Genomic DNA, 21,135 nt, shown 5'->3' with positions numbered 1-21,135 from the left:
ATGACGAAAACGGATTTCTATGACCCCCTCCCGCATTCATCGCCTGACGCTGACGCATTTCCGGAATTATCGGGCGGCGGGGCTCGAGACGGCGGCTGACATGGTGGCGCTGGTCGGGCCGAACGGGGCGGGCAAGACCAATTGCATCGAGGCGATCTCGTTCCTGTCGCCGGGGCGCGGCTTGCGGCGCGCCACGCTGGAAGACGTCGCCGACAACCAGGGCGACGGCTCCTGGGCGGTCTCGGCGCAGGTCGAGGGCGCATTGGGTTTGGCCACGCTCGGCACCGGGATCGATCCGCCACGCGCAGACGCCGCCGTGAGCCGGCGCTGCCGCATCGACCGCGAGCCGGTGACTTCGGCGACAGCCTTCGGCGATCACATCCGCATGGTGTGGCTGACGCCGGCGATGGACGGGCTGTTCATGGGCGGGGCGTCGGAGCGGCGGCGCTTCTTCGACCGCCTGGTGCTCGCCATCGACAGCGAGCATTCCAGCCGCATCTCCGCGCTCGACCGTTCGCTGCGCTCCCGCAACCGCCTGCTCGAGACGCGCAATTACGACGACCATTGGTGTGACGCGATCGAACGCGAGACCGCCGAGCTTGCGGTCGCGGTCGCGGCGACGCGCGGCCAGACCGCGGCGCGGCTGACCGGCATGTTGAACGCACGCGCGCAACAATCCGCCTTTCCGTCGGCGCAGATCGCGCTCGACGGCTGGATGGAGAACGCGCTGCTCAACGAGACCGCAACGTCGGTCGAGGACCGCTACCGCCAGATCCTGCGCGACAACCGTCCGCGCGATGCCATTGCCGGCCGCACCACCGACGGCCCGCATCTCACCGATCTCCAGGTCATCTATGCGCCGAAAAGCATGCCCGCGCGCGACGCGTCCACGGGCGAGCAGAAAGCGCTCCTGATCGGCCTCGTGCTGGCACATGCGAGCCTGGTCGCCGAGATGACCGGCATCGTGCCGCTGCTGCTGCTCGACGAGGTCGTCGCCCATCTCGATCCGAACCGCCGTGCGGCGCTGTTCGAGGAGCTGCGCAAGCTCGGCGCGCAAGTGTGGCTGACCGGCGCGGACCCGGCGGCCTTCGCCGAGATTGGCGCCGGCGGCGAGGTCTTTGACGTCGAGAGCGGGCAAGTGTCGGCCCGGCGCTAGACTTCGCATTGAACCCGGCCGTTTTCCGCCGCGACTAGTTGCCAGAGGCCGCGCCGACGGTGTCGTAGCCGTTACCGATCGCGCGATGACAACGATGCGCGACATTCCTGGAGAGTGAGATGCGGACGGCTAGGCCCGGGGCGCAAGCCTCGGCACGATGGTGGGCGTTTGCGTGCGGCCTCGTCTTTCTCGCAAGCTGCATGCTGGCGGCGAGCGCCAGTGCCTGGGTGCCGCATCTCTCAGTGCTGTTTTCGGCCGAGCTCACGCCCGACCCCGATTCCAAGCTGCCCGCGCCGACCCGTTACAGCTACCGGGGAATCCACACCACCGTCGTGCTCGGCGTTGAAACGCCGCTCCGCACCAGGTTAGAGGCCAACGTGCCCGCCGAAATCAGCGACGTCCTCGCATTCTACCGTACCGAGCTTGGAAAGCTCGGCTGGCAGGAACAGCACGACGGCGCAACGGTCTCCGCCGATTACGTCCAGCTTGCCTTCGTCTCCCCGCTCGGACCCGGCATGCTCGCGCTCGACCGCAAGGCGACCGGCACCGCAGTCAACCTTGTGCAGAAGAACGCATCTGTCGCGACCAACGCGAACGTCATGCCCGAGCCCGGCCAGGCGAAGCTGGTGTTCTCCAATATCAGCGAGACCGACGCCACGCTTGCGATCAACGACCGAACCATCAAGCGCGCCGGCGGCACCCGCGCGGTGTCACTGGATCTTAAGCCCGGCCAATATTCCTACGAGCTGAGCGTGCCGGGCCGTCCGGCCACCACGAATATCCTTAACCTCGCGGCCGGCGATACCTGGGAGCTCACGGTCGGGCGCGACGGCGAGGCATGGTCGCCGCTCCTGCTGTACTGAGCCCCGTTGCCCCCGCAAAATCCCCCGCCTTTCAAGACCCCAAACAGCCCTCGAATCGGGCTTTTCGCGAGCCTCCGAATCAGCCTCCAAAAGCCTTGAAAACTCGCTAAAAAATCCTATCTGATCAAAGGGTTGCCGGAAGATACTTTGCGCTAGGCGCAAGCCCTCTTTCGTGGCACAAATAGGCTCGCAATCAGCGCCTTTTGCGCGGCTGATTCGGGCGACATCTCGAAGGCCTCTCATGACAGAACCTGCTCGGCAGCCCGCTGCCGAAAACGAGCCCTCCAACCCGAGCGAATACGGCGCGGAATCGATCCGCGTGCTCAAGGGTCTCGATGCCGTTCGCAAGCGTCCGGGCATGTATATCGGCGACACCGATGACGGCTCGGGCCTGCATCACATGGTGTACGAAGTCGTCGACAACGCGATCGACGAGGCGCTGGCGGGCCATGCCTCGCGCGTCGACGTGATCCTCAATGCCGACAATTCCGTCACGGTGCGCGACGACGGTCGCGGCATTCCCGTCGACATCCACAAGGGCGAAGGCATCTCGGCGGCGGAGGTCATCATGACCCAGCTCCACGCCGGCGGAAAATTCGACCAGAATTCCTACAAGGTCTCCGGCGGTCTGCACGGCGTCGGCGTCTCCGTCGTCAACGCGCTGTCGAGCAAGCTCGGCTTGCGCATCTGGCGCGACAACAAGGAGCATTACATCGAGTTCGCCCATGGCGATGCGGTCGCACCGCTGGCGGTGGTCGGCGACGCGCCGGGCAAGCGCGGCACCGAGGTGACGTTCCAGGCCTCGACCGAGACCTTCAAGAACATCGAATATGATTTCGCGACGCTCGAGCACCGGCTGCGCGAGCTCGCCTTCCTCAATTCCGGCGTCAACATCGCGCTGTCCGACATGCGTCACGCGGTCGAGAAGCGCGAGGAGATGCACTATTCCGGCGGCGTCGAGGAATTCGTCAAATATCTCGACCGCAACAAGAAGGCGATCGTGCCGGCACCGATCATGGTGCGCGCGGAAGCCAACGGCATCGGCGTCGAGGCAGCATTGTGGTGGAACGACAGCTACCACGAGAACGTGCTGTGCTTCACCAACAACATCCCGCAACGTGACGGCGGCACGCATTTGGCCGGTTTCCGCGGCGCGCTGACGCGCCAGGTCAACGGCTATGCCGAAGCCAACGCGAAGAAGGAAAAGATCGCGCTGACCGGCGACGACTGCCGCGAAGGCCTCACCGCCGTGTTGTCGGTGAAAGTGCCCGATCCGAAGTTCTCGTCGCAGACCAAGGACAAGCTGGTGTCCTCGGAGGTGCGTCCCGTGGTCGAGAACGTCCTCAACGAGGCACTCCAGGCCTGGTTCGAGGAGCATCCCGGCGAAGCCAAGATGATCGTCGGCAAGGTGATCCAGGCGGCAGCTGCCCGCGAAGCCGCGCGAAAGGCGCGCGAGCTGACCCGCAAGAGCCCGCTCTCGGTCTCCTCGCTGCCCGGCAAGCTCGCCGATTGCCAGGAAAAGGATCCGGAAAAATCCGAACTGTTCATCGTCGAGGGCGACTCGGCAGGCGGCAGCGCCAAGCAGGGCCGCAACCGCGAATTCCAGGCCGTCTTGCCGCTGCGCGGCAAGATCTTGAACGTCGAACGCGTGCGTCCCGACAAGATGCTGGGTAGCGAGCAGATCGGCACGCTGATCACCGCGCTCGGCACCAGCATCGGCGACGAATTCTCGATCGAGAAGCTGCGTTACCACAAGATCATCGTGATGACGGACGCCGACGTCGACGGCGCCCATATCCGCACGCTGCTGCTCACCTTCTTCTACCGGCAAATGCCTGCCATCATCGACGGCGGCTATCTCTACATCGCCCAGCCGCCGCTGTATAAGGTCAACCGCGGCAAGGCCGAGCAGTATCTCAAGGACGAGCGGGCGCTGGAAGATTATCTGATCGACACCGGCCTCGACGACTGCGTTTACATTCCCGGCACCGGCGGCGATCGTAGCGGCCGCGACCTGCGTTCGCTGGTCGACGACGCCCGCGCCGTCCGCGGCATCCTGCGCAGCCTGCACACCCGCTACAATCGCAAGGTGATCGAGCAGGCCGCCATCACCGGCGTGCTCAACAAGGCGATCTACGGCGATCCGGAGAAGGCCGCCGCGGCCGCGCAATACATCGCCGCACGACTCGACACGCTCGCCGACGAGGTCGAACGCGGCTGGATCGGTCAATACGTGGAGGGCCAGGGCTTCCAATTCGAGCGCACGGTGCGCGGCGTCAAGGAAGCCGCAATCATCGACGACGCCTTCCTGGGCTCGGTCGAGGCCCGCAAGCTCGACGAATACACCGTGAAGCTCCAGGACGTTTATGCCCGCCCGGGCAAGTTGCGGCGCAAGGACGTCGAGCACATGGTTTACGGTCCGGTCGACCTGTTCGAAGCGGTCACCGACGCCGGCCGCAAGGGCGTCACGCTACAGCGCTACAAAGGGCTGGGCGAGATGAACCCGGAGCAGCTCTGGGAAACGACGCTGGATATCAATGCGCGCTCGCTCTTGCAGGTGAAGGTCAAGGAGGTCGACGAGGCCGACGACATCTTCACCAAGCTGATGGGCGACGTGGTCGAGCCGCGCCGCGATTTCATCCAGGAACATTCGCTCAGCGCGACGATCGATATCTGAGATCGATTGGTCTTGAACGGTCGTCATGCCCGGGCTTGTCCCGGGCATCCACGTTCTTCGTGCGACGCGGCAAGACGTGGATGGCCGGGGCAAGCCCGGCAATACGCTGCGGAAACACCACGGCTGAACCTCACCACCCGCCATCGCGACGAAGTGGCATGAACCCGCAAGGCCAATTCCGGCCGGGAAACGTCACGCCATGACCGCCTCTGCAACGACCCGTTCCGCCGTGCCGTCCCGCCGGCTCGGCATCATCGGCAGCATTGTCGGTGTGCTGGCGCTGATGGCGGCTGTGCTGCCGCATTGGGTGGTGCCGATGGTGTTCCCGCCGCCGCCGGCTGATCAGGTCATCGTCGACACCGGACATCGCATCAAGGACCGCGTGATCGCACGCGTGAAGGGCGTGGAGTATCAGGCTCCGAGGATTGAGAAATCGGCCGGACGAAGCTGGAGCGAAACCGCCTCCGTCACTGCGATCTCGCTCGGCCTGCTCGCCATCCTGCTTTCGGTCCTCTCGCTGATCTTCCGCGAGGAACGGCTTCTTGCCGGCGTCGCCGCTATCCTCGGCACCGGCGCCATCGCGATCGAAATCTCCTTCGTCATGATCGGCGCCCTGATCCTGATCGCGATCCTTTATGTCGTGGGGAATATCATCGGGCTGTTCTGATGCCCCGCCGAAGGCGGTCGACGCGGCCGAACTGCGCCCAACACAATTGCTACCGCGCTCAATTCTCTGTAGTTTCCGCCTCCGAAACAGGCCCGGTCCACCCAACAGCACAGCGAGAATCCACTTGGCGCCCATCCAGTACATCGTCGAGGGCGGTCACCGGCTCTCGGGCTCGATCGAGCCGTCCGGCAACAAGAATTCGGCGCTGCCGATCATCGCGGCCGCCCTGCTCACCGAGCATCCGGTGACGCTGGAAAACGTGCCTCGGATCCGCGACACCGAGACGCTGGTCGAGCTGATCCGCTCGGTCGGCGCGTCTGCGGAATGGACCGCCCGCAACACGCTTCATATCCACGCCAAGAGCATCCGCGCCGCCGACCTCGACCCCGAGCTGTGCGTGCGCATCCGCGCCTCGATCCTGCTCGCGGGGCCCCTGCTCGCGCGCTGCGGCGAAGTGATGCTGCCGCCGCCGGGCGGCGACGTCATCGGCCGCCGCCGGCTCGACACCCATGTGCTGGCGCTGGAACAGCTTGGCGCCAAAGTTATCGCGACCGACCGGCTGGAATTTCGCGCGGCCAGGCTCGCCGGTGCCGACGTGTTTTTGGACGAGCCGAGCGTCACCGCAACCGAGAACGCGCTGGTCGCGGCGGTCGCCGCCGACGGCGTCACTTACTTGCGCAACGCGGCCTCCGAGCCGCATGTGCAGGACCTCGCCAACTTTCTCGTGGCGCTCGGCGCGAAGATCGAGGGCATCGGCACCAACACCATGATCATTCATGGGCCGGCGACGCTCGGTGGCACGACCTACCGGATCCAGCCCGACCATATCGAGGTCGGCTCGCTGATCGGTCTGGCCGCAGTGACGCGCTCGCAGCTTCGCATCACGCGCGCCGGCGTCGAGCATCTGCGCTCGATCCGCATGGGGTTTGAGCGGCTCGGCATCGTCTGCCGCGTCGAGGGCGACGACCTCATCGTGCCCTCCAATCAAACATTGAAGATCCAGGACGATTTCGGCGGCCACGTGCCGAAGCTGGAAGACCAGCCTTGGCCAGCCTTCCCGGCCGATCTGATGTCGATCGCGATCGTCACCGCCACGCAATGCGAGGGCGTGATCCTGATGTTCGAGAAGATGTTCGAATCCAGGATGTTCTTCGTCGACAAGCTGATCGCGATGGGCGCGCGCATCGTTTTGTGCGACCCGCATCGCGCCATCATCGCAGGTCCCAGCCGGCTGCGCGGCGCATCGATGATCTCGCCCGACATCCGCGCCGGCATGGCGATGCTGCTTGCGGCGGTCTGCGCCGAGGGCACCTCCACCATCAACAACGCCGACCAGATCGAGCGCGGCTACGAACGCATCGACGAACGGCTGAACGCGCTCGGCGCGAAGATCAAGCGCGTGCCGGAACGGAAGGGCTGATCTTCTCTTCCCTTTCAGAAACGGTCTCGTGCCCCGGACGCAGCGCAGCACGCAAGTGATGCGCTGCTGAGCCGGGGCCCATACGTGCGGAACCGAGCTCGCGATTTCTGGGTCCCGGCTCGCGCTTCGCGCGTCCGGGACACGCAAGCCCGGTTGTGCTAATCAGCCGGCCATGCTCGACACCGTGCAACATCATTCGCAGCCGCAAGCCGGCATGCCGCAAAACCATCTCGCCGAGGAGTTCGTCGAGACCTTGCGGCTGGCCGTGCCGATGATGCTGACGCAGCTCGGGCAGATCGCAATGATCACGACCGACCTCGCACTGATCGGGCGGCTCGGCGAGGATGCGGTCGCAGCGGCAGCGCTGGCGCATACGGTCTATTTCGTCAGCTTCACTTTCGGGCTGGGATTGATGGCTGCGGTGTCGCCGCTGGCCGCGCAGGCCTTCGGCGCCGGCGATGTCAGGCGCATCCGCCATTCCCTGCGCGTCGGCCTGTGGGTCGCGCTGCTGATCTCGCTGCCGATGATGGCTTCGCCGCTCTATGGCGAGCACATCCTGATCGCACTCGGCCAGGCACCGCAATCGGCCGCACTCGCCCAGCGCTATCTCTACGGGTTGGCCTGGGGCATCGCGCCGGCACTCGGCTTCATCGCGCTGCGCAGCATGATGAGCGCGGTGAACCGGCCGCAGGCGCCGCTGTGGATCACGCTTGCCGCGATCCCGGTCAATGCGGTGTTGGTCTACGCCCTCATCCACGGCCTGTTCGGCTTGCCGGAGCTCGGCCTGTTCGGCGCGGGGCTTGCAACCACGCTGGTCAATCTCGGCACCTTCCTCGCCGCGCTCGCCATCGCCGCATGGCGAAAGCCGTTCGCGGACTATCACCCGCTGGCTCATCTGTGGCGGATCGACTGGCCCTTGATGCGCGAGCTTCTCGCGATCGGTGCACCGATCTCGTTTTCCCTGCTGCTGGAATATGGTCTGTTCTCGTCCGCCGCGCTGCTGATGGGGCTGATCTCGACCGCTGCGATCGCCGCGCATCAGATCGCGCTCCAGATCACCGCCGTGCTGTTCATGGTGCCGCTCGGCATCGGCATGGCCGCCACCGTGCGGGTCGGCCACGCCTTCGGCCGCAACGACCCCGCCGCGGTGAAGCGCGCAGGGCTGGCCGCGGCGGTGCTTGGGGTCGTCCTGGTCTCGGCGCTGACGGTCGCCATCATCCTCAGTCGCTACCAGCTGGGACGGTTGTTCTTCGGCTCTGGCGAGGCCAGCTCGGCAACCATCGAGCTGACGGCGACATTGCTGGTGGTGGGCGCGACCTTCTTCATCGCCGACGGCCTCCAGACCATCATGGGCGGCGCGCTGCGCGGCATCAATGACACCAGGATGACACTGGTGTTCGCGGCAATCGGCTATTGGTGCGTCGCATTTCCCGTCGGCTGGGTGCTGGCGTTCAACGCGCACCTTGGCGCGGTCGGCGTCTGGATCGGATTCTCGGTCGGGACGTTCGTCTATGCCGGGTTGTTGATCTTGCGCTTCCGGATGCTGACGCGCAGACTGGCGGAATGACAGGACCCGTTCGCGAAGTCACCCCCGATGTCGATACCGGTACGGTGCTATCGGGCGCGCAGTTCATCGACGCGTTTCGTGTGGAGGTCGGCACGACGCAATTGAGCGCCCGAGAGGCCTGCACCCGAATGGTGCTGCACGGGCCGCGCTGGATCGATGCGCTGACGCGCTTGCGCAACATTCTGGTGAAACCCTTCGGACTGAAGACATCGGGCGAAGGTGCTCCGGCTCCGCACGGGATGATCGGCCTGTTTCCAGTGCTGAGCGAAACACCGGAGCGGCTGATCGCAGGCTTTGACGATTACCATCTCGATTTCCGCGTCGTGGTTGACGTCGCCGGCGATGCGGCCGACCGGCGGGTCACATTGACCACGTTGGTGCGGACCAATAACCTGCTCGGGCGCGCCTATCTCACGCTGATCGTGCCGTTCCACAAGCTCGTGGCCCGCAGCATGATGGGAGACATCGTGGAGCCGGCGCGGTGACGCTGTCCGTCGACCTGTTCTTTTCCTTCCGCAGCCCGTTCAGCTATCTGGCGCTGCCGAAGACGCTCAAGCTCGTCGAAGAATATGATCTCGCGGTGAATTTGCGGCCGGTCTATCCGCTCGCGGTCCGCGTGCCCGGCTTCTTCAAGAAGGCCAGCCCGAACTTCATTCGCTATGTGGTGCTCGACAGCACGCGCGTGGCGCAGCACGCGGGCATTCCGTTCCGCTTTCCACGGCCCGATCCGATCGTCCAGGACAAGACGACGTTCGATGTCGCGGCCGAGCAGCCCTACATCCACCGCCTGACCCGGCTGGGGGCGATGGCACAGCTCGAGGGACGCGCACTCGCATTCACCGACGCGATCGCGCGCGTGCTGTGGGACGGATCGGTGGCGGGATGGAACGAGGGTGATCATCTCGCGCGCGCCGCCGAGAAAGCCGGCTTCGATCTTGCCGCGATGGATGCCGCGATCAGCGCCGATCCGGATCGCTACGAGCAGGTGATCGCGGAGAACGAAAAGGACCACGCCGCATCAGGCCATTGGGGCGTGCCGACCTTCGTGTTCGAGAACGAGCCGTTCTTCGGCCAGGACCGCATCGATTTGCTGGTCTGGCGCATGCAGGCGAAGGGGCTCGCGCGGCGCTAGCTCACTCGGCGACCTTCACCGACCCATCCGCCGCCGCTTCCGACCATTCGCCGACGACCCGATCGAGATCGCAGAGATTCTGGTGCATCTGCTCCAGCGAAAAGCCGAGCGCGAAGAAACGTTCCGCAGTATCGCCGGGATGGCCGCGGAGCAGGCCGTCATGGCGGACGGCGGCGACCGCCTCGGCATAATGCTGGAGCGCGACGTGGACGGGATGGATCGGCGGCGCGCCGGCGCCTTCGCGCATGGCTTCGGCCGCGGACTTCAAGAAGCGCACGATCGCGGCGCTGACCTCTGCGAGGGGTGCCGCAAGCCTGACCTGCACCTCGACCGGCAACGGCACCACGGTGGCGCGGCCGATCATCACGACGTCGTGGCGCAGCCGCAAAATCGTTCGCAGCAACGGGCCCGTATCCGGCCCGCTCGACAATCGCGCAGAGCGCTCGCGCTCGGCTTCGGCGCCGATCGTATTCATGCCGACCATCGCGGTGCCGATGCCGTCCTGAATCCGATGCAACGCATCGTTGTCGCGGCCGCGCGTGAGGCCCGCGAGCAGCTCGGTGAAGGCCTCCGCGATCAGCTCGAGCAGCCTGGCCGCGCTGGCGCGGATCTGCCGCACCGCGCGCGACGGCAGCACCAGGAACGAGACCAGCAGTCCCGTCACCGCGCCGACCGAGACCTCGCTGACCCGATCGATCGCCGAGGCCATGGGATCGGCATGATGCATGGTCGGAAGCACCAGCACGATCACCGCCGTCACCGTTGCAGAACTTAAGTTCGGATAGATCGCCGCAACAAAGGCAAGCGGGGCCACGGCCAGCACCAGCAGAGCCAGCAGGCCCAGCTCGCCGGAATAGGGGATCAGGATTGCGATCGCGCCGCCATAGATCGCGCCGCCGATCGTGCCGAGCATGTAGTCGCGCGTCGCCTTCAGCGAGCGCCCAACGCTCATCTGGGTCACGATGATGGAGGTCAGCACGGCCCAGAGCGGCAACAGCAGGTGGAGCGCGGTAGCAAGCGCATAGGCACCGGTGGCCGCCACCGTGACCCGGACCGCCAGCCCCAATTGCGTCCTGCGCGACCAGACCCGGTCGAATAGCTCGCTTGCGCGTATCATCGTCAAAAGCCCCGGTCCCATCCTCGTCAACCAGCCAAAAGCATGGCTGATGCCCGCGGCCCCAAGGCCGCTTGAAAGGCCAAATCAGCCCGCCTAACTTGCCCGCCAAAACGAGGAAACACGATGGCCCACGAAACCGCAACGCTCGCCGCCTATGTCTTTAATCTGAAGTTCGAAGATATTCCGGCCGAGGTGCTGGATCGCGCCAAGGTGCTGACGCTGGATTTCCTCGGCAGCGCCATCCGGGCGAGGCGTGAGGCGGAATCCACGCCGTCGATCCTGAAGATGCTGGAGGCACTGGCGCTCGACACCAGGGGCGAATCCACCGTGTTCGGCGACAGCAAGACCTGGACGCCGGCGGTTGCGGCCCTGCTCAACGGCGCGCTCGGCCATTCCCTCGATTTCGACGATACTCATGCGGATTCCTCGCTGCATCCGAGCGCGCCGGTGGTTCCGGCCGCGTTTGCCGTCGGCGAGATGGTCGGCGCGTCCGGCCGCGACGTGCTGACCGCGATCGTGGCGGGCTATGAGGTCTGCTGCCGGCTCGGCAATGCGCTCGACCCGACCTCGCATTACGCGCGCGGTTTTCATCCGACCGCAACCGCAGGCACCTATGGCGCGGCGGCTACAGCCGGCAAACTGTTCGGTCTCACGGAGCAGCAGATCATCTCAGCTTTCGGCGTCTCCGGCAGCCAGGCCGCGGGCTCGCTCCAATTCCTGATCAACGGCGCCTGGAACAAGCGCTACCAGGTCGGCGCCGCCGCGATGAACGGCGTGATTGCTGCAACATTGGCACGTAACGATTTCGTGGGATCGTCGGAATCGATCGAGGGCAAGCACGGCCTGCTCGCCGGCTACACTGATGACGCGCATCCGGACAAGGCGGTGGTCGGGCTCGGCAAGACCTACGAGACCATGAAGATCGGCGTCAAACCCTATCCGAGCTGCCGCTACACCCATGCCGCGATCGACGCGCTGATCGCGATGCGGCGCGAGCACAATCTGACGCCCGGCCAGGTCAAGCGCGTCGAGATCGGCCTGCATCGCAACGGCATCACCCTGACCGGCGATGCCGCGACCAAGCGGCATCCGACCTCGATCGTCGGCGGCCAGTTCTCGATGTTCTTCACCGGCGCGCTGGCGCTCGACCAGGGCTCTTTCGGCTGGGACGACTACGGCCGCCTGGGCGATGCCGCCATCGACGCGCTAGCCGACAAGTTCGACGTGGTGCAGGACGACCGCCTCGAAGTCGGCCGCACCCATCCGTTCGGCGCCCGTGTCAGCATCACCACGGACGATGGCGTGCACGAGCGGCTCTATGCCGATCCGTCGGGCGAGCCGACGTCCTTCCCGGACGCGCAGGCGATGCAGCAGAAGTTTTTGACGCTGGCGCGCCCGGTGCTGAATGCGCGCGCGGAGAAATTTGCGGATGCGATCATGACGCTGGAGCGATTTGACCGCGTGGCGAAGGCCACGGAATTGGGGCGGCATTAGGAGCCTAATTCACCCCTGCCAGCTTCCCCTTCTCGCGCGTTGTCGCAACCACATCGCGGACGAGATCGAACACGCCATCCGCTTCCGGCGGGAAGTTCGGCGAGCGGCCGAGGCGCACGATCACCAGTTGCTCCGAGGGGATCACGATCGTGTACTGCCCGATCGTGCCCTTGGCGAAGAAGGCATCGCGCGGCCAGCCATGCTCCGCGCGAAATTTTGCACCAAAGCTGTTTCCCTGGTTGGTCCAGAAGCCGGCGCCGATGCCGACCCAGGCATTTGGCGTGGCCGTGGCGGAGTAGTTCACCCAGCCCTCCGGCAAAATGCGCCTGCCGCCGGCGACGCCGTCATTGAGATAGAGCTGGCCGAAGCGCGCCCAGTCGCGCGCGGACGCCAGCATTTCGCTGGAACCCTCGATGGTGCCGGCGCCGTCGAGCTGGAGCGTGACATGGTGCATGCCGAGCGGCGCGAACAATTCGCGGCGCGCGAAGGCAAGCGCATCCGCGGGCTTGCCGCCGGCGGCGTTGCGGATCAGATGCGCGAGAATGAGGAAGTTGCCGTCGTGATAATTCCACGCCATGCCCGGCGCGGTCGCAAGCGGCGCGCGCTCGGCAAAGCTCGCCATATCGCCCTCTGCAAATTTCATGGCGTTGATCGGCTCGAGTGCGGAGCCGAGCGAGGCCTGCAATGAACTGCCGAGCGCGATGCCCGCGGTATGACGCAGCAACTGATCGACGGTGATGGCATTGCGCGGATCCTCAGGGTTTTGCCAGGCGGCGACCGGCGCGGGCCCGTCGAGCTTGAGCTTGGCCTGACGCACGAGGATGCCCGACAGCGCCGAGATCACCGACTTCGTCATGGAGAAGCCGAGCAGCGGCGTCTCCGGGCCGATGCCGTCGGCGTAGCGCTCGGCAATGATGCGGCCGGCCTTCATGACGACGATCGCGCGCGTGCGGCGGTAGGGCGGCTGCGCGGGCTCGGTGAAGGCGCGGTCGAGGGCGGCCGACAGCTCTGCGCTCTGCGGCGGTACGACCGCCGGGCCGGCAATCTCGGGCAGGAGCGCCGGCTGCCTGTCGTCCGGTGGCAGCGCGACATCGACGAGCGGCGCGCCGTGCTCGAGCGTGCAGCCGAGCCCCTCGCGATAGACGGCATGGCTGCGGCCGATGCCGAACAGCGTCACCGTGACGTCCTTGCGCGCGCGATCGACCTGATAGTCCATGGCCCAGGTCAACAAGCCCACGCCCGGCATCGCATCGGTGGTCTCGTCGAGGTCGCGCCTGGGATCGAGGCCGGAGACGAACGTCTCCGAGCACAGGATGTCGGCGATGAAGCCGGTGGCGACCTTGGGCACGTCACGGGCCCGCGCCGCGCCGAGCGCGAGGCCGGCACAGGCAATGGCGGTGGTAGCGAGGATGATCTTGCGGCGGCGGGTCACGGGCTTTCTCCGGCTTCGGGGCCAATGCCGGAGAGCAAGCCGGATGCGGGCGGGACGCGCTCGCCGGATTTGAAAATCGGCCTCGTCGAAACTGGCCGGGGCTAATCGATTTTGGAATTCCCCTGTGATTTCAACGGGCTAAAAACCTAGGCCGTCGCGGCCTTGAGCCGCCGGTATTCCGTCGGGGTCACGCCCGTGACCGCCTTGAAAGCGCGGTTGAACGGGCCGAGCGACTGGAAGCCGGCATCCATCGCGATGGTGATGACGGGGACCTCGGCCTGGGCGGGATCGGCAAGCGCAACCTTGGCTTCCTCGATCCGGTGGTTGTTCAGGAACACATTGAAGTTGCGGTAGCCGAGCCGCTGGTTGATCAGCCGGCGCAGCCGGTATTCGGGGATTTTCAACCGGCCCGCCAGCACACCGATGGTGATATTCTCCTGGCGATAGACCCGCTCGTCCGCCATCAAGCGCATCAGGGCATCGATCAGCTTCTGGTCGGCTGCGTCCTCGGCCGCAGGTTGACTGAAAACGATCGCCGGCGCGGCTTCAGCGGCAGGAAACAGATCGGCGCCATCGACGCGCATCATCGCCCACGCGATGGCCGCGACGATGCAGGCGAGCACGCCGGCATTGATCGTGTCGGCGACATCGCCGACATGCTGGCCTGCAACTGCAATCTGAAGCAACGCATTCACCCCGCCATAGAGCGCGCCGGCACAGACAATGAAGACCCGAATGCGGCGGCGGCGCTCGACCAGGTCGGCCGGCCATGAGGCAATCGTTGGCCCAATCGCAAGCGCGATGAAACCGAGCACGATCAAATTGACCACCGTCACGGAAAACCGCACGTGACCGCTAGGCGCAATCCAGACGCAGCCTGCGAAGCTGAACGCCGTCACCAGCGCCCATATCCATCCGTGCCACCAGCTTAAGCGAAACTCATCGTCGAACAGCGCGCGCGTGAACAGCCAGAACACCACGATGTTGCCGGTCGACAGCGCAACCAGAGGCGCATGCGATGCCGGGATCCGCGACGTGACACCAATCGAATAGCTCGCCGCATGCGCGGCCAGGCCCAGTGCGAGAGCAGCACCCAGCCGCCCCGCCAGCACGTTGCGAAAATCGGCGACCAATGACGCTGCCAGCACCAGCAGCAGCGCGACGCTGGCGGCGCGAAAGGCAAGCTCGGTTGCGGCAAGTGTCATCGGGTGATGCGATCGGGCGCGGTTGAAGTCGGCCGACCATCGTCCGTCACGCCGTTTTTTTCAAGGACCATCCTTCATCACAGCTGTCATCGCCCGGCTTGACCGGGCGATCCAGTACTCCGAGACGGTTGTAAATGAATCGATGGGCCGCGGCGTACTGGGATTCCCCGCCTTCGCGGGGAATGACAGCGGAGGGTGCAGCGCTGTTGCGACCTGCGACAGCGGGCTTTGTTGCGACGACGACGCGAAATCCTGCTACGATCAAGCTCGAGAAAGCGAAAAGGAGTTCACCATGAGCTGGCAACCCTCGAACGATCCCGTGCTCGGCGATCCCATGTCCTGCGATGCGCTCGATCTCGTCATCGTGCCGCGCACGCGCGACCTTGGTGACGGATTTGCGGTGCGGCGCGCGCTGCCGCATGGCAAGCGGCAGATGGTCGGGCCCTTCATCTTCTTCGATCATTTCGGACCGGTGCAGTTCGTCTCGGGCAAGGGCATGGACGTGCGGCCGCATCCGCATATCGGGCTTGCCACCGTCACCTATCTGTTCGACGGCGCGATCATGCATCGCGACAGCGAGGGCAACGTTCAGGAGATCCAGCCCGGCGCAATGAATCTGATGACGGCCGGGCGCGGCATCGCGCATTCCGAGCGTACGCCGGATGTGCAGCGTGCCTCGGGCCAGAAAATGCTGGGGCTACAAAGCTGGATCGCGTTGCCGGCCGGATCGGAAGAGATCGCGCCGTCGTTCCAGCATTACGGGGCCGGTGATCTGCCGGCGATTTCCGAGCGCGACTTCACCGCGAAGGTGATTGCGGGCTCGGCGTTCGGCATCACCTCGCCTGTGTCGATGGTGTCGCCCTGGTTCTATACCGAGGTCACGGCCGTAGCGGGTGCGAGCGTACCCCTCGACCCCGACCACGAGGAGCGCGCGATCTATGTCGTCGACGGCGAGGTCGAGATCGCCAACGAGCGCTATGAGGGGCCGCGGCTGCTGATCTTCCGGCCCGGCGACCGCATCACCGTCAAGGCGCTCAAGGCCACGCGGATGATGTTTCTCGGCGGCGATGCATTGGAAGGCCCGCGCCACATCTGGTGGAATTTCGTCTCCTCCAGCAAGGAGCGGATCGAGCAGGCCAAGCAGGACTGGAAAACCGGCCGCTTCGCCGCGGTTCCGCAGGAACATGAGTTCATTCCGCTGCCGGAATAGGCTAATCCGGTGTCCGGCCGTGCCATCGGGCACGGCCGGATTCTTTGCGCGAAAGTTATGCGATGACCACCATGCTCTCCAGCGACCTGCCCCTTCCCAAGATCGGCCGCGGCAAGGTGCGCGATATCTACGCGGTCGATGACGACCGCCTGCTGCTGCTCACCACCGACCGCATCAGCGCCTTCGACGTCGTGATGGGCGAGACCATCCCGATGAAGGGCGCGGTGCTGACGCAGATCAGCGCGTTCTGGTTCAACGAGCTCGAAGGCGTGGTGCCGCATCACATGATCAGCGCCGACACCGACGAGATCATCGCGGCCGTGCCGGCCCTGAAGCCGCATCGCGCCGAGATTCTCGGCCGCGCCATGCTGTGCCGCCGCACCACCGTGTTTCCGATCGAATGCGTGATCCGCGGCTATCTCTCGGGCTCGGCCTGGAAGGAATATGCCGCCAGCGGGACGCTTGCGGGCGAGAAGCTGAAGGCCGGCCTGGTCGAGAGCGAGAAGCTGGAGCCCTCGATCTTCAGCCCGGCGACCAAGGCCGAGACCGGCCATGACGAGAACATCACGATTGCGCGGATGCGCGAGGTCGTCGGCGACGAGACAGCCTACACGCTCGAGAGCATGACGCGCGCGATCTATACGCTCGGCGAGGAACTCGCGCGCGAGCAGGGCATCATTATCGCCGATACAAAATTCGAGTTCGGCCGCGACAGAGACGGCCGCATCATCCTGATCGACGAAGTGATGACGCCGGATTCGTCACGCTTCTGGGCCGTCGATGCCTACAAGCCCGGCCAGCCGCAGGCGAGCTTTGATAAGCAGCCGCTCCGCGACTATCTCGACGTCGAGCGGCGCGCCGGCCGCTGGAACGGCGACGCCCCGCCGCCGCCGCTGCCGGCGAGCGTGGTGGATGCGACCAGCAAGCGGTATCTGGAAGCCTATCGGCGGGTGACGGGGAAAGAACTGAGGATTTAGGCGCGGCTGGCTGCGCAAACTCAGTCATTGCGAGCGTAGCGAAGCAATCCAGACTGTCTCCGCGGAGGGACTCTGGATTGCTTCGCTGCGCTCGCAATGACACGCGGATAGAGGCCGGCTGCCAGGGCCAGCTGCGTTCGCGTCGAGGATTTCGGCTTTTCATCTCAACCGTATGGTTGACCGTTCACACACCGCATCGCCCCGAACTGTCGGATACTTCATACTTGCAAGAATCCTGTTGCGCTAAGCCTGCGGTCGGCTACGTCTCTGAAAGGAATTTTCATGAGCGAGTGTCACGGCGTGACAGATCCAGCAATTGGCTTCGATCCGGTCACGGGGATCAATCCGTCCGTCAAGCGTGCGCTGAATGATATATTGGGTGGAACCGCCGCCAGCGTCCTGACTGTCACCTTCGGGCTGTCCTATTCGCTGCTGATATTCGCCGGTCCGCTGTCGCCCTATCTGTCCTACGGGATCACGGCGACTTTCGTCAGCTCCGCCGTGCTGGCGGCCGTCATCGCGCTCGGCAGCTCGCTGCCCTTCGCGATTGCCGCGCCCGACAGTTCGACCGCCGCGGTGACCGGAATCCTGGCGGCCTCGCTGGTCGAGCGTGTCGTGGCGGCCGATCCGTCGGCCTCGCTGCTCTCGCCCATCCTGATCACGCTGGGCCTCTCGACGGTGTTGACCGGTGTCGCGCTGTGCGGCCTGGGGTTGACGCGGATGGGCCGTGCCATCCGCTACGTACCCTACCCCGTAGTCGGCGGCTTCCTCGGCGCCACCGGGCTTTTGATCGTCATGGGCGCGATCCGGGTGATCACCGATCATCCAGTGCAGTTGGCGACGCTGACGCACCTCGCCAACGGCACCGCGCTGTCGGAACTGGGCGCCGCCTGCGCCATGGCGCTGGTGCTGTATTTGACCTGGCATCGTTCGCGCAGCCCGTTCGGACTGCCGATCATCCTGATCGGCGGGATGCTGACGGCGCATTTTGCGTTCTGGGCCACGGGCGTCTCGCTCGACGAGGCGCGCGCGCTGGGCTGGACCTTCCAGCCGCCCCCGCCCGCGACTTTCATGCTGCCCTGGCATGCCGACGGTCTCATCCACTATCCCTGGCTTGCCGTGCCGGACCTGCTTGGCAACCTCGTTGCCGTGGTCTTCGTCACCGCGTCGAGCACGCTGTTCAACACCACGGGCATCGAGGTGGCCGTGCATCGCGAAGCAAATCTGGAGCGCGAGCTGAACGTCACCGGCACCGCCAACATCGTGACAGGCGCGCTCGGTGGCTACGCCGGCTGCATCTCGACCAGCCGCTCCGTCCTCAATTTCAGCAGCGGCGGGCGTGGACGCCTGTCGGGCCTCACGGTGGCAGCACTGTCGCTCTTGATGCTCGCAATTGCGCCCGAGCTGCTCGGCCTCATCCCGAAATTCGTGCTCGGCGGCCTTCTGCTGTATCTCGGCGCCGACCAGCTGCACAAATGGATCATCGAGTCGCGCAAGCGGTTGTCGAAACTCGAATATCTCTCCCTGATCGCAATCATCGCGATCATCGTGGTCTGGGGCTTCGTTCCGGGCATCCTGATCGGCGTGATCATCGGTTGCGCGACGTTTGCGTTCAGCGCCGCACGGGTCGAGTCGATCAAGTACAGTTTCGACGGCTCGGAATATCGCTCCTCGCTCGACCGTTCGCGCGACGACCAGGACGTGCTGCTGGCCCATGGCGGCAAGATCCAGGGCCTCAACCTGCAAAGCTATCTGTTCTTCGGCTCCGCCAACCGGCTCTATCAGCACGTCAAGCAGCTGCTCCAGGAGCGCCCGGAGTGCCGCTATCTGCTGTTCGACTTCAAGCTCGTCACCGGCGTCGATTCCTCGGCCGCGTATAGTTTCGCCCAGATCAAGCGTAGCGCGCATGACCTCGGCGTCGAGCTGATCCTGGTGCATCTGTCGGCCGCAGCCGAGAAGGTGCTGCGCTCCAGCGACTTCGTCGGCGAGGGCGTCACCATCATCCCCGAGCTCGATCGCGCGCTGGAATGGTGCGAGAATGAGCTCATCTCGCAGCATCAGGAGCTGGCCCAGGAAGAAGCCAGCCTGCGCGACTGGTTCACAGGGATCCTCGGCAGCGAGGACGACGCCGACGCGCTGATCCAGCGCTGCCAGCGCATCGAGGTGGGGGCCGACGAGGTCATCGTTCGCGCCGGCGATCCCGCCGATTCCATGCTTTTCATTCTCGACGGCCGCGTCGGCATCATGATCCCCGCCGACGACGACCACACCACACGCGTGCGCAGCCTGGGGCGCTACACCACGATCGGCGAGATGGGCCTGGTGTCGAACACGCCGCGCAGCGCGACGATCCAGGCCGAAGTCGACAGCGTGCTCTACGTGCTGAACACGCACCAGTTCGACGCGATCAAGCAAGAGGATCCCGCGCTCAGCCACAAGCTGCTGACGTATTTCGTGTCGGTCATGGCCGAGCGACTGACGTTTGCGAACCGGACGATTGCGGTGCTGCGGCGATAGACCACGAAATGTCCGATATCTGCTCACCCGTCCACGAGCCGTCTCTGTGAATTGTGGATTTCGAGACGATGAATGCGAGAGGGCCCTTATGGCGTTGCGCCGGGCGATCGTCGTGCGCGAGACCGTTGAGGCTCCGTAGCCGCTGGTGCCACTGGCCATGCCAACATCGCAAGTTCGACAAGTCGGCGAAGCTCTCCGGACGTAGCGTCAGCCTGCGGCAAGTTCATCGTGGCCTGCAATACGCCGAGGAAGTGCCATGACAAACCGTCGATGTCGGACGCCGGTGCCAATTCTCCGCTTGCAATCGCCTCGCGCAGGATTCCGCTAAGGATGGCGCGCTGGCCCGCGAGTCCCTCCCGCGCAACCGTTTGGCTCCCCACCGGCAGATCGGCCATCTCAGTGCAGGATCGAGCAAGCATGCAGCCGGCGGGACGCGCCGTCTTGACGTCTCTGGGCAGAAATTCGTGAAGCAGAGCTTCGAGTTGCTCGCGCTTCGTGCCGGCTTGAACCGCGCTCATCCGCTTCAAGACGCGCTGCGCATAAGTCGAAAGAACCTCCTGGAACAAGCCGTCCTTGTCCCGAAACCGCTTGTACACGCTGGAGCGTGACAGACCCATCGCCGTCGTCAGTTGATCGATCGACGATGCTGCGTAGCCATGGCGCCAGAAGACCTCCATCGCGGAGCTGATCACGGCACTGTCATCAAATTGGGGCTTTCCGCTCATCGCATTCTCGCTTGACATCATGGAACGATCGTTCCAAACATCTTGGACTGATCGTTCCAACATACACAGGGTTCCTCGATGTTCAAGCCCTCCCGGCCCAACGACAGCCGCCCCCGGATCGCCGTCGCCGGCGCCACGGGTCGCGTGGGATCAGCCCTCATCGCAAGTTTGGTCTCCGAGACTCTCGATTTGGTGGCGCTCACCCGGAATCCGGACGCCCAACCCGTGCCCGCCGGTGTTTCTCTCGCGGTCCTAGACTTCGATGTGCCGTCTAGTCTGGAGGACGCCCTGCGCGGCGCCGATCGGCTTTTCCTCTCCCATGGCACGTCATCTCGGCAGGTCGCCAACGAGATTGCACTGATCGACGCAGCCGTCGCCGCAGGCGTCGGTCAAATCGTGAAGTTGTCCGCGATGGGTCCGCCCTCACGGTTGCATCCGATGGACTGGCACATGCAAATCGAGGCGCATCTCGCGACCCTCGACATCGGCTACACGGTTTTGCGACCATCGGCCTTCGTCGATATCCTGGCGCGGGCCGGCGCTCAGGTTGCCGGTGACTCATGGGGAGGCGCAGCCGGCAATGGCATGGTCAACCTGATCGACACCCGCGATGTCGCCGATGCCGCGCGCGTCGCTCTTCTGGACGACGCGCACCCGACGGCTCAGCGCGCCTATCATTTGACCGGGCCACGGGCGGTCAGCATGCCCGAGGTCGCCGAAGAAATCTCGAGATTACTTGGTCGGACCGTCACATATCAGCAGCGCAGCCCCAAGGAGCAGCGCGAGAAGCTGCTCGGCTCGGGACTGAATGAATTTGTTGCCGACCTACTGCTCGGATTGGATCAGCTCTTTTACCACTCGGCGCTCGCTGAAACGACGTCAACGGTCAAGGAATTGACAGGCCACGCCCCGCGATCTGTCGTGGACTGGCTGAGTGAAAATATTCCGAAGTTTCGGAAGTAGACCAAAGTTCGGA

The 21,135-nt window shown here is 65.0% G+C and carries 17 protein-coding genes; 13 read left to right on the top strand and 4 right to left on the bottom strand.

Features of this window, described 5'->3' with window-relative positions; genetic code table 11:
- Positions 1–19 precede the first annotated feature (19 nt).
- The 8 genes from recF to B5V03_RS12400 all read left to right on the top strand — a co-directional run bounded on the left by recF (position 20) and on the right by B5V03_RS12400 (position 9,482).
- Positions 20–1,156, top strand: coding sequence for a DNA replication/repair protein RecF (gene recF / locus B5V03_RS12435; RefSeq protein ID WP_129270527.1), 1,137 nt, complete (start codon positions 20–22; stop codon positions 1,154–1,156).
- Between the two features lie 119 nt (positions 1,157–1,275).
- Entirely contained in the window at positions 1,276–2,019 is a 744-nt protein-coding gene (locus tag B5V03_RS12430) for a hypothetical protein (protein WP_129270525.1), read from the top strand.
- A gap of 241 nt (positions 2,020–2,260) precedes the next feature.
- The gene (gene gyrB / locus B5V03_RS12425) at positions 2,261–4,696 is read left to right on the top strand and encodes a DNA topoisomerase (ATP-hydrolyzing) subunit B (RefSeq protein ID WP_129270523.1); all 2,436 of its coding nucleotides are present in this window, start codon (positions 2,261–2,263) and stop codon (positions 4,694–4,696) included.
- 199 nt (positions 4,697–4,895) lie between these two features.
- On the top strand, positions 4,896–5,363 hold the full coding sequence (locus tag B5V03_RS12420; protein ID WP_129270521.1) for a hypothetical protein: 468 nt from the start codon (positions 4,896–4,898) through the stop codon (positions 5,361–5,363).
- Between the two features lie 124 nt (positions 5,364–5,487).
- The gene (murA, locus tag B5V03_RS12415) at positions 5,488–6,783 is read left to right on the top strand and encodes a UDP-N-acetylglucosamine 1-carboxyvinyltransferase (RefSeq protein WP_129270519.1); all 1,296 of its coding nucleotides are present in this window, start codon (positions 5,488–5,490) and stop codon (positions 6,781–6,783) included.
- Between the two features lie 172 nt (positions 6,784–6,955).
- Complete coding sequence (locus B5V03_RS12410; RefSeq protein ID WP_129270517.1) at positions 6,956–8,350, top strand: MATE family efflux transporter; 1,395 nt, start codon at positions 6,956–6,958, stop codon at positions 8,348–8,350.
- Positions 8,347–8,835, top strand: a complete 489-nt coding sequence (locus tag B5V03_RS12405) for a DUF2867 domain-containing protein (RefSeq protein ID WP_129270515.1) — start codon at positions 8,347–8,349, stop codon at positions 8,833–8,835. Before B5V03_RS12410 ends, B5V03_RS12405 begins: the two co-directional genes overlap by 4 nt.
- Positions 8,832–9,482 (top strand): 2-hydroxychromene-2-carboxylate isomerase, encoded by a 651-nt coding sequence (locus tag B5V03_RS12400; protein WP_129270513.1) that lies wholly within the window; start codon positions 8,832–8,834, stop codon positions 9,480–9,482. The genes B5V03_RS12405 and B5V03_RS12400 overlap by 4 nt, the downstream gene beginning before the upstream one ends.
- 1 nt (position 9,483) lies before the next feature.
- Here B5V03_RS12400 and B5V03_RS12395 read toward each other — a convergent pair whose 3' ends face one another.
- Complete coding sequence (locus B5V03_RS12395; RefSeq protein WP_129270511.1) at positions 9,484–10,599, bottom strand: FUSC family protein; 1,116 nt, start codon at positions 10,597–10,599, stop codon at positions 9,484–9,486.
- 123 nt (positions 10,600–10,722) lie between these two features.
- On the opposite strand from B5V03_RS12395, the gene B5V03_RS12390 reads away from it, so the two are divergent.
- A complete protein-coding gene (locus tag B5V03_RS12390; protein WP_129270509.1) occupies positions 10,723–12,093 on the top strand; it encodes an MmgE/PrpD family protein in 1,371 nt (456 codons plus the stop codon).
- 4 nt (positions 12,094–12,097) lie between these two features.
- Here B5V03_RS12390 and B5V03_RS12385 read toward each other — a convergent pair whose 3' ends face one another.
- The gene (locus B5V03_RS12385; protein ID WP_129270507.1) at positions 12,098–13,525 is read right to left on the bottom strand and encodes a serine hydrolase domain-containing protein; all 1,428 of its coding nucleotides are present in this window, start codon (positions 13,523–13,525) and stop codon (positions 12,098–12,100) included.
- A 146-nt stretch (positions 13,526–13,671) separates the two neighbouring features.
- Positions 13,672–14,730 (bottom strand): AraC family transcriptional regulator, encoded by a 1,059-nt coding sequence (locus tag B5V03_RS12380; RefSeq protein WP_129270505.1) that lies wholly within the window; start codon positions 14,728–14,730, stop codon positions 13,672–13,674.
- 292 nt (positions 14,731–15,022) lie between these two features.
- Here B5V03_RS12380 and B5V03_RS12370 point away from each other — a divergent pair, with 292 nt between their 5' ends.
- The 3 genes from B5V03_RS12370 (at position 15,023) to B5V03_RS12360 (ending at position 19,434) form a co-directional block, all read left to right on the top strand.
- Complete coding sequence (locus tag B5V03_RS12370; protein ID WP_129270501.1) at positions 15,023–15,940, top strand: pirin family protein; 918 nt, start codon at positions 15,023–15,025, stop codon at positions 15,938–15,940.
- A 62-nt stretch (positions 15,941–16,002) separates the two neighbouring features.
- Positions 16,003–16,917: a phosphoribosylaminoimidazolesuccinocarboxamide synthase gene (locus B5V03_RS12365; RefSeq protein WP_129270499.1), complete on the top strand. Its 915-nt coding sequence runs from the start codon at positions 16,003–16,005 to the stop codon at positions 16,915–16,917.
- A gap of 300 nt (positions 16,918–17,217) precedes the next feature.
- Entirely contained in the window at positions 17,218–19,434 is a 2,217-nt protein-coding gene (locus B5V03_RS12360) for an SLC26A/SulP transporter family protein (RefSeq protein WP_129271192.1), read from the top strand.
- An 86-nt stretch (positions 19,435–19,520) separates the two neighbouring features.
- Here the strand turns inward: B5V03_RS12360 and B5V03_RS12355 are convergent, their stop codons facing one another.
- Positions 19,521–20,180, bottom strand: a complete 660-nt coding sequence (locus tag B5V03_RS12355) for a TetR/AcrR family transcriptional regulator (RefSeq protein WP_245502203.1) — start codon at positions 20,178–20,180, stop codon at positions 19,521–19,523.
- Between the two features lie 57 nt (positions 20,181–20,237).
- Here B5V03_RS12355 and B5V03_RS12350 point away from each other — a divergent pair, with 57 nt between their 5' ends.
- Positions 20,238–21,122, top strand: coding sequence for an SDR family oxidoreductase (locus tag B5V03_RS12350; RefSeq protein ID WP_129270497.1), 885 nt, complete (start codon positions 20,238–20,240; stop codon positions 21,120–21,122).
- The last annotated feature ends 13 nt before the right edge of the window (positions 21,123–21,135 follow it).

This window comes from Bradyrhizobium betae (genome assembly GCF_004123905.1).
In the GTDB taxonomy this organism is placed as follows: Bacteria; Pseudomonadota; Alphaproteobacteria; order Rhizobiales; family Xanthobacteraceae; genus Bradyrhizobium; species Bradyrhizobium betae_A.
The sequence above is the reverse complement of the archived record's forward strand: the minus strand, read 5'-3'. Positions and strand labels throughout refer to the sequence as shown.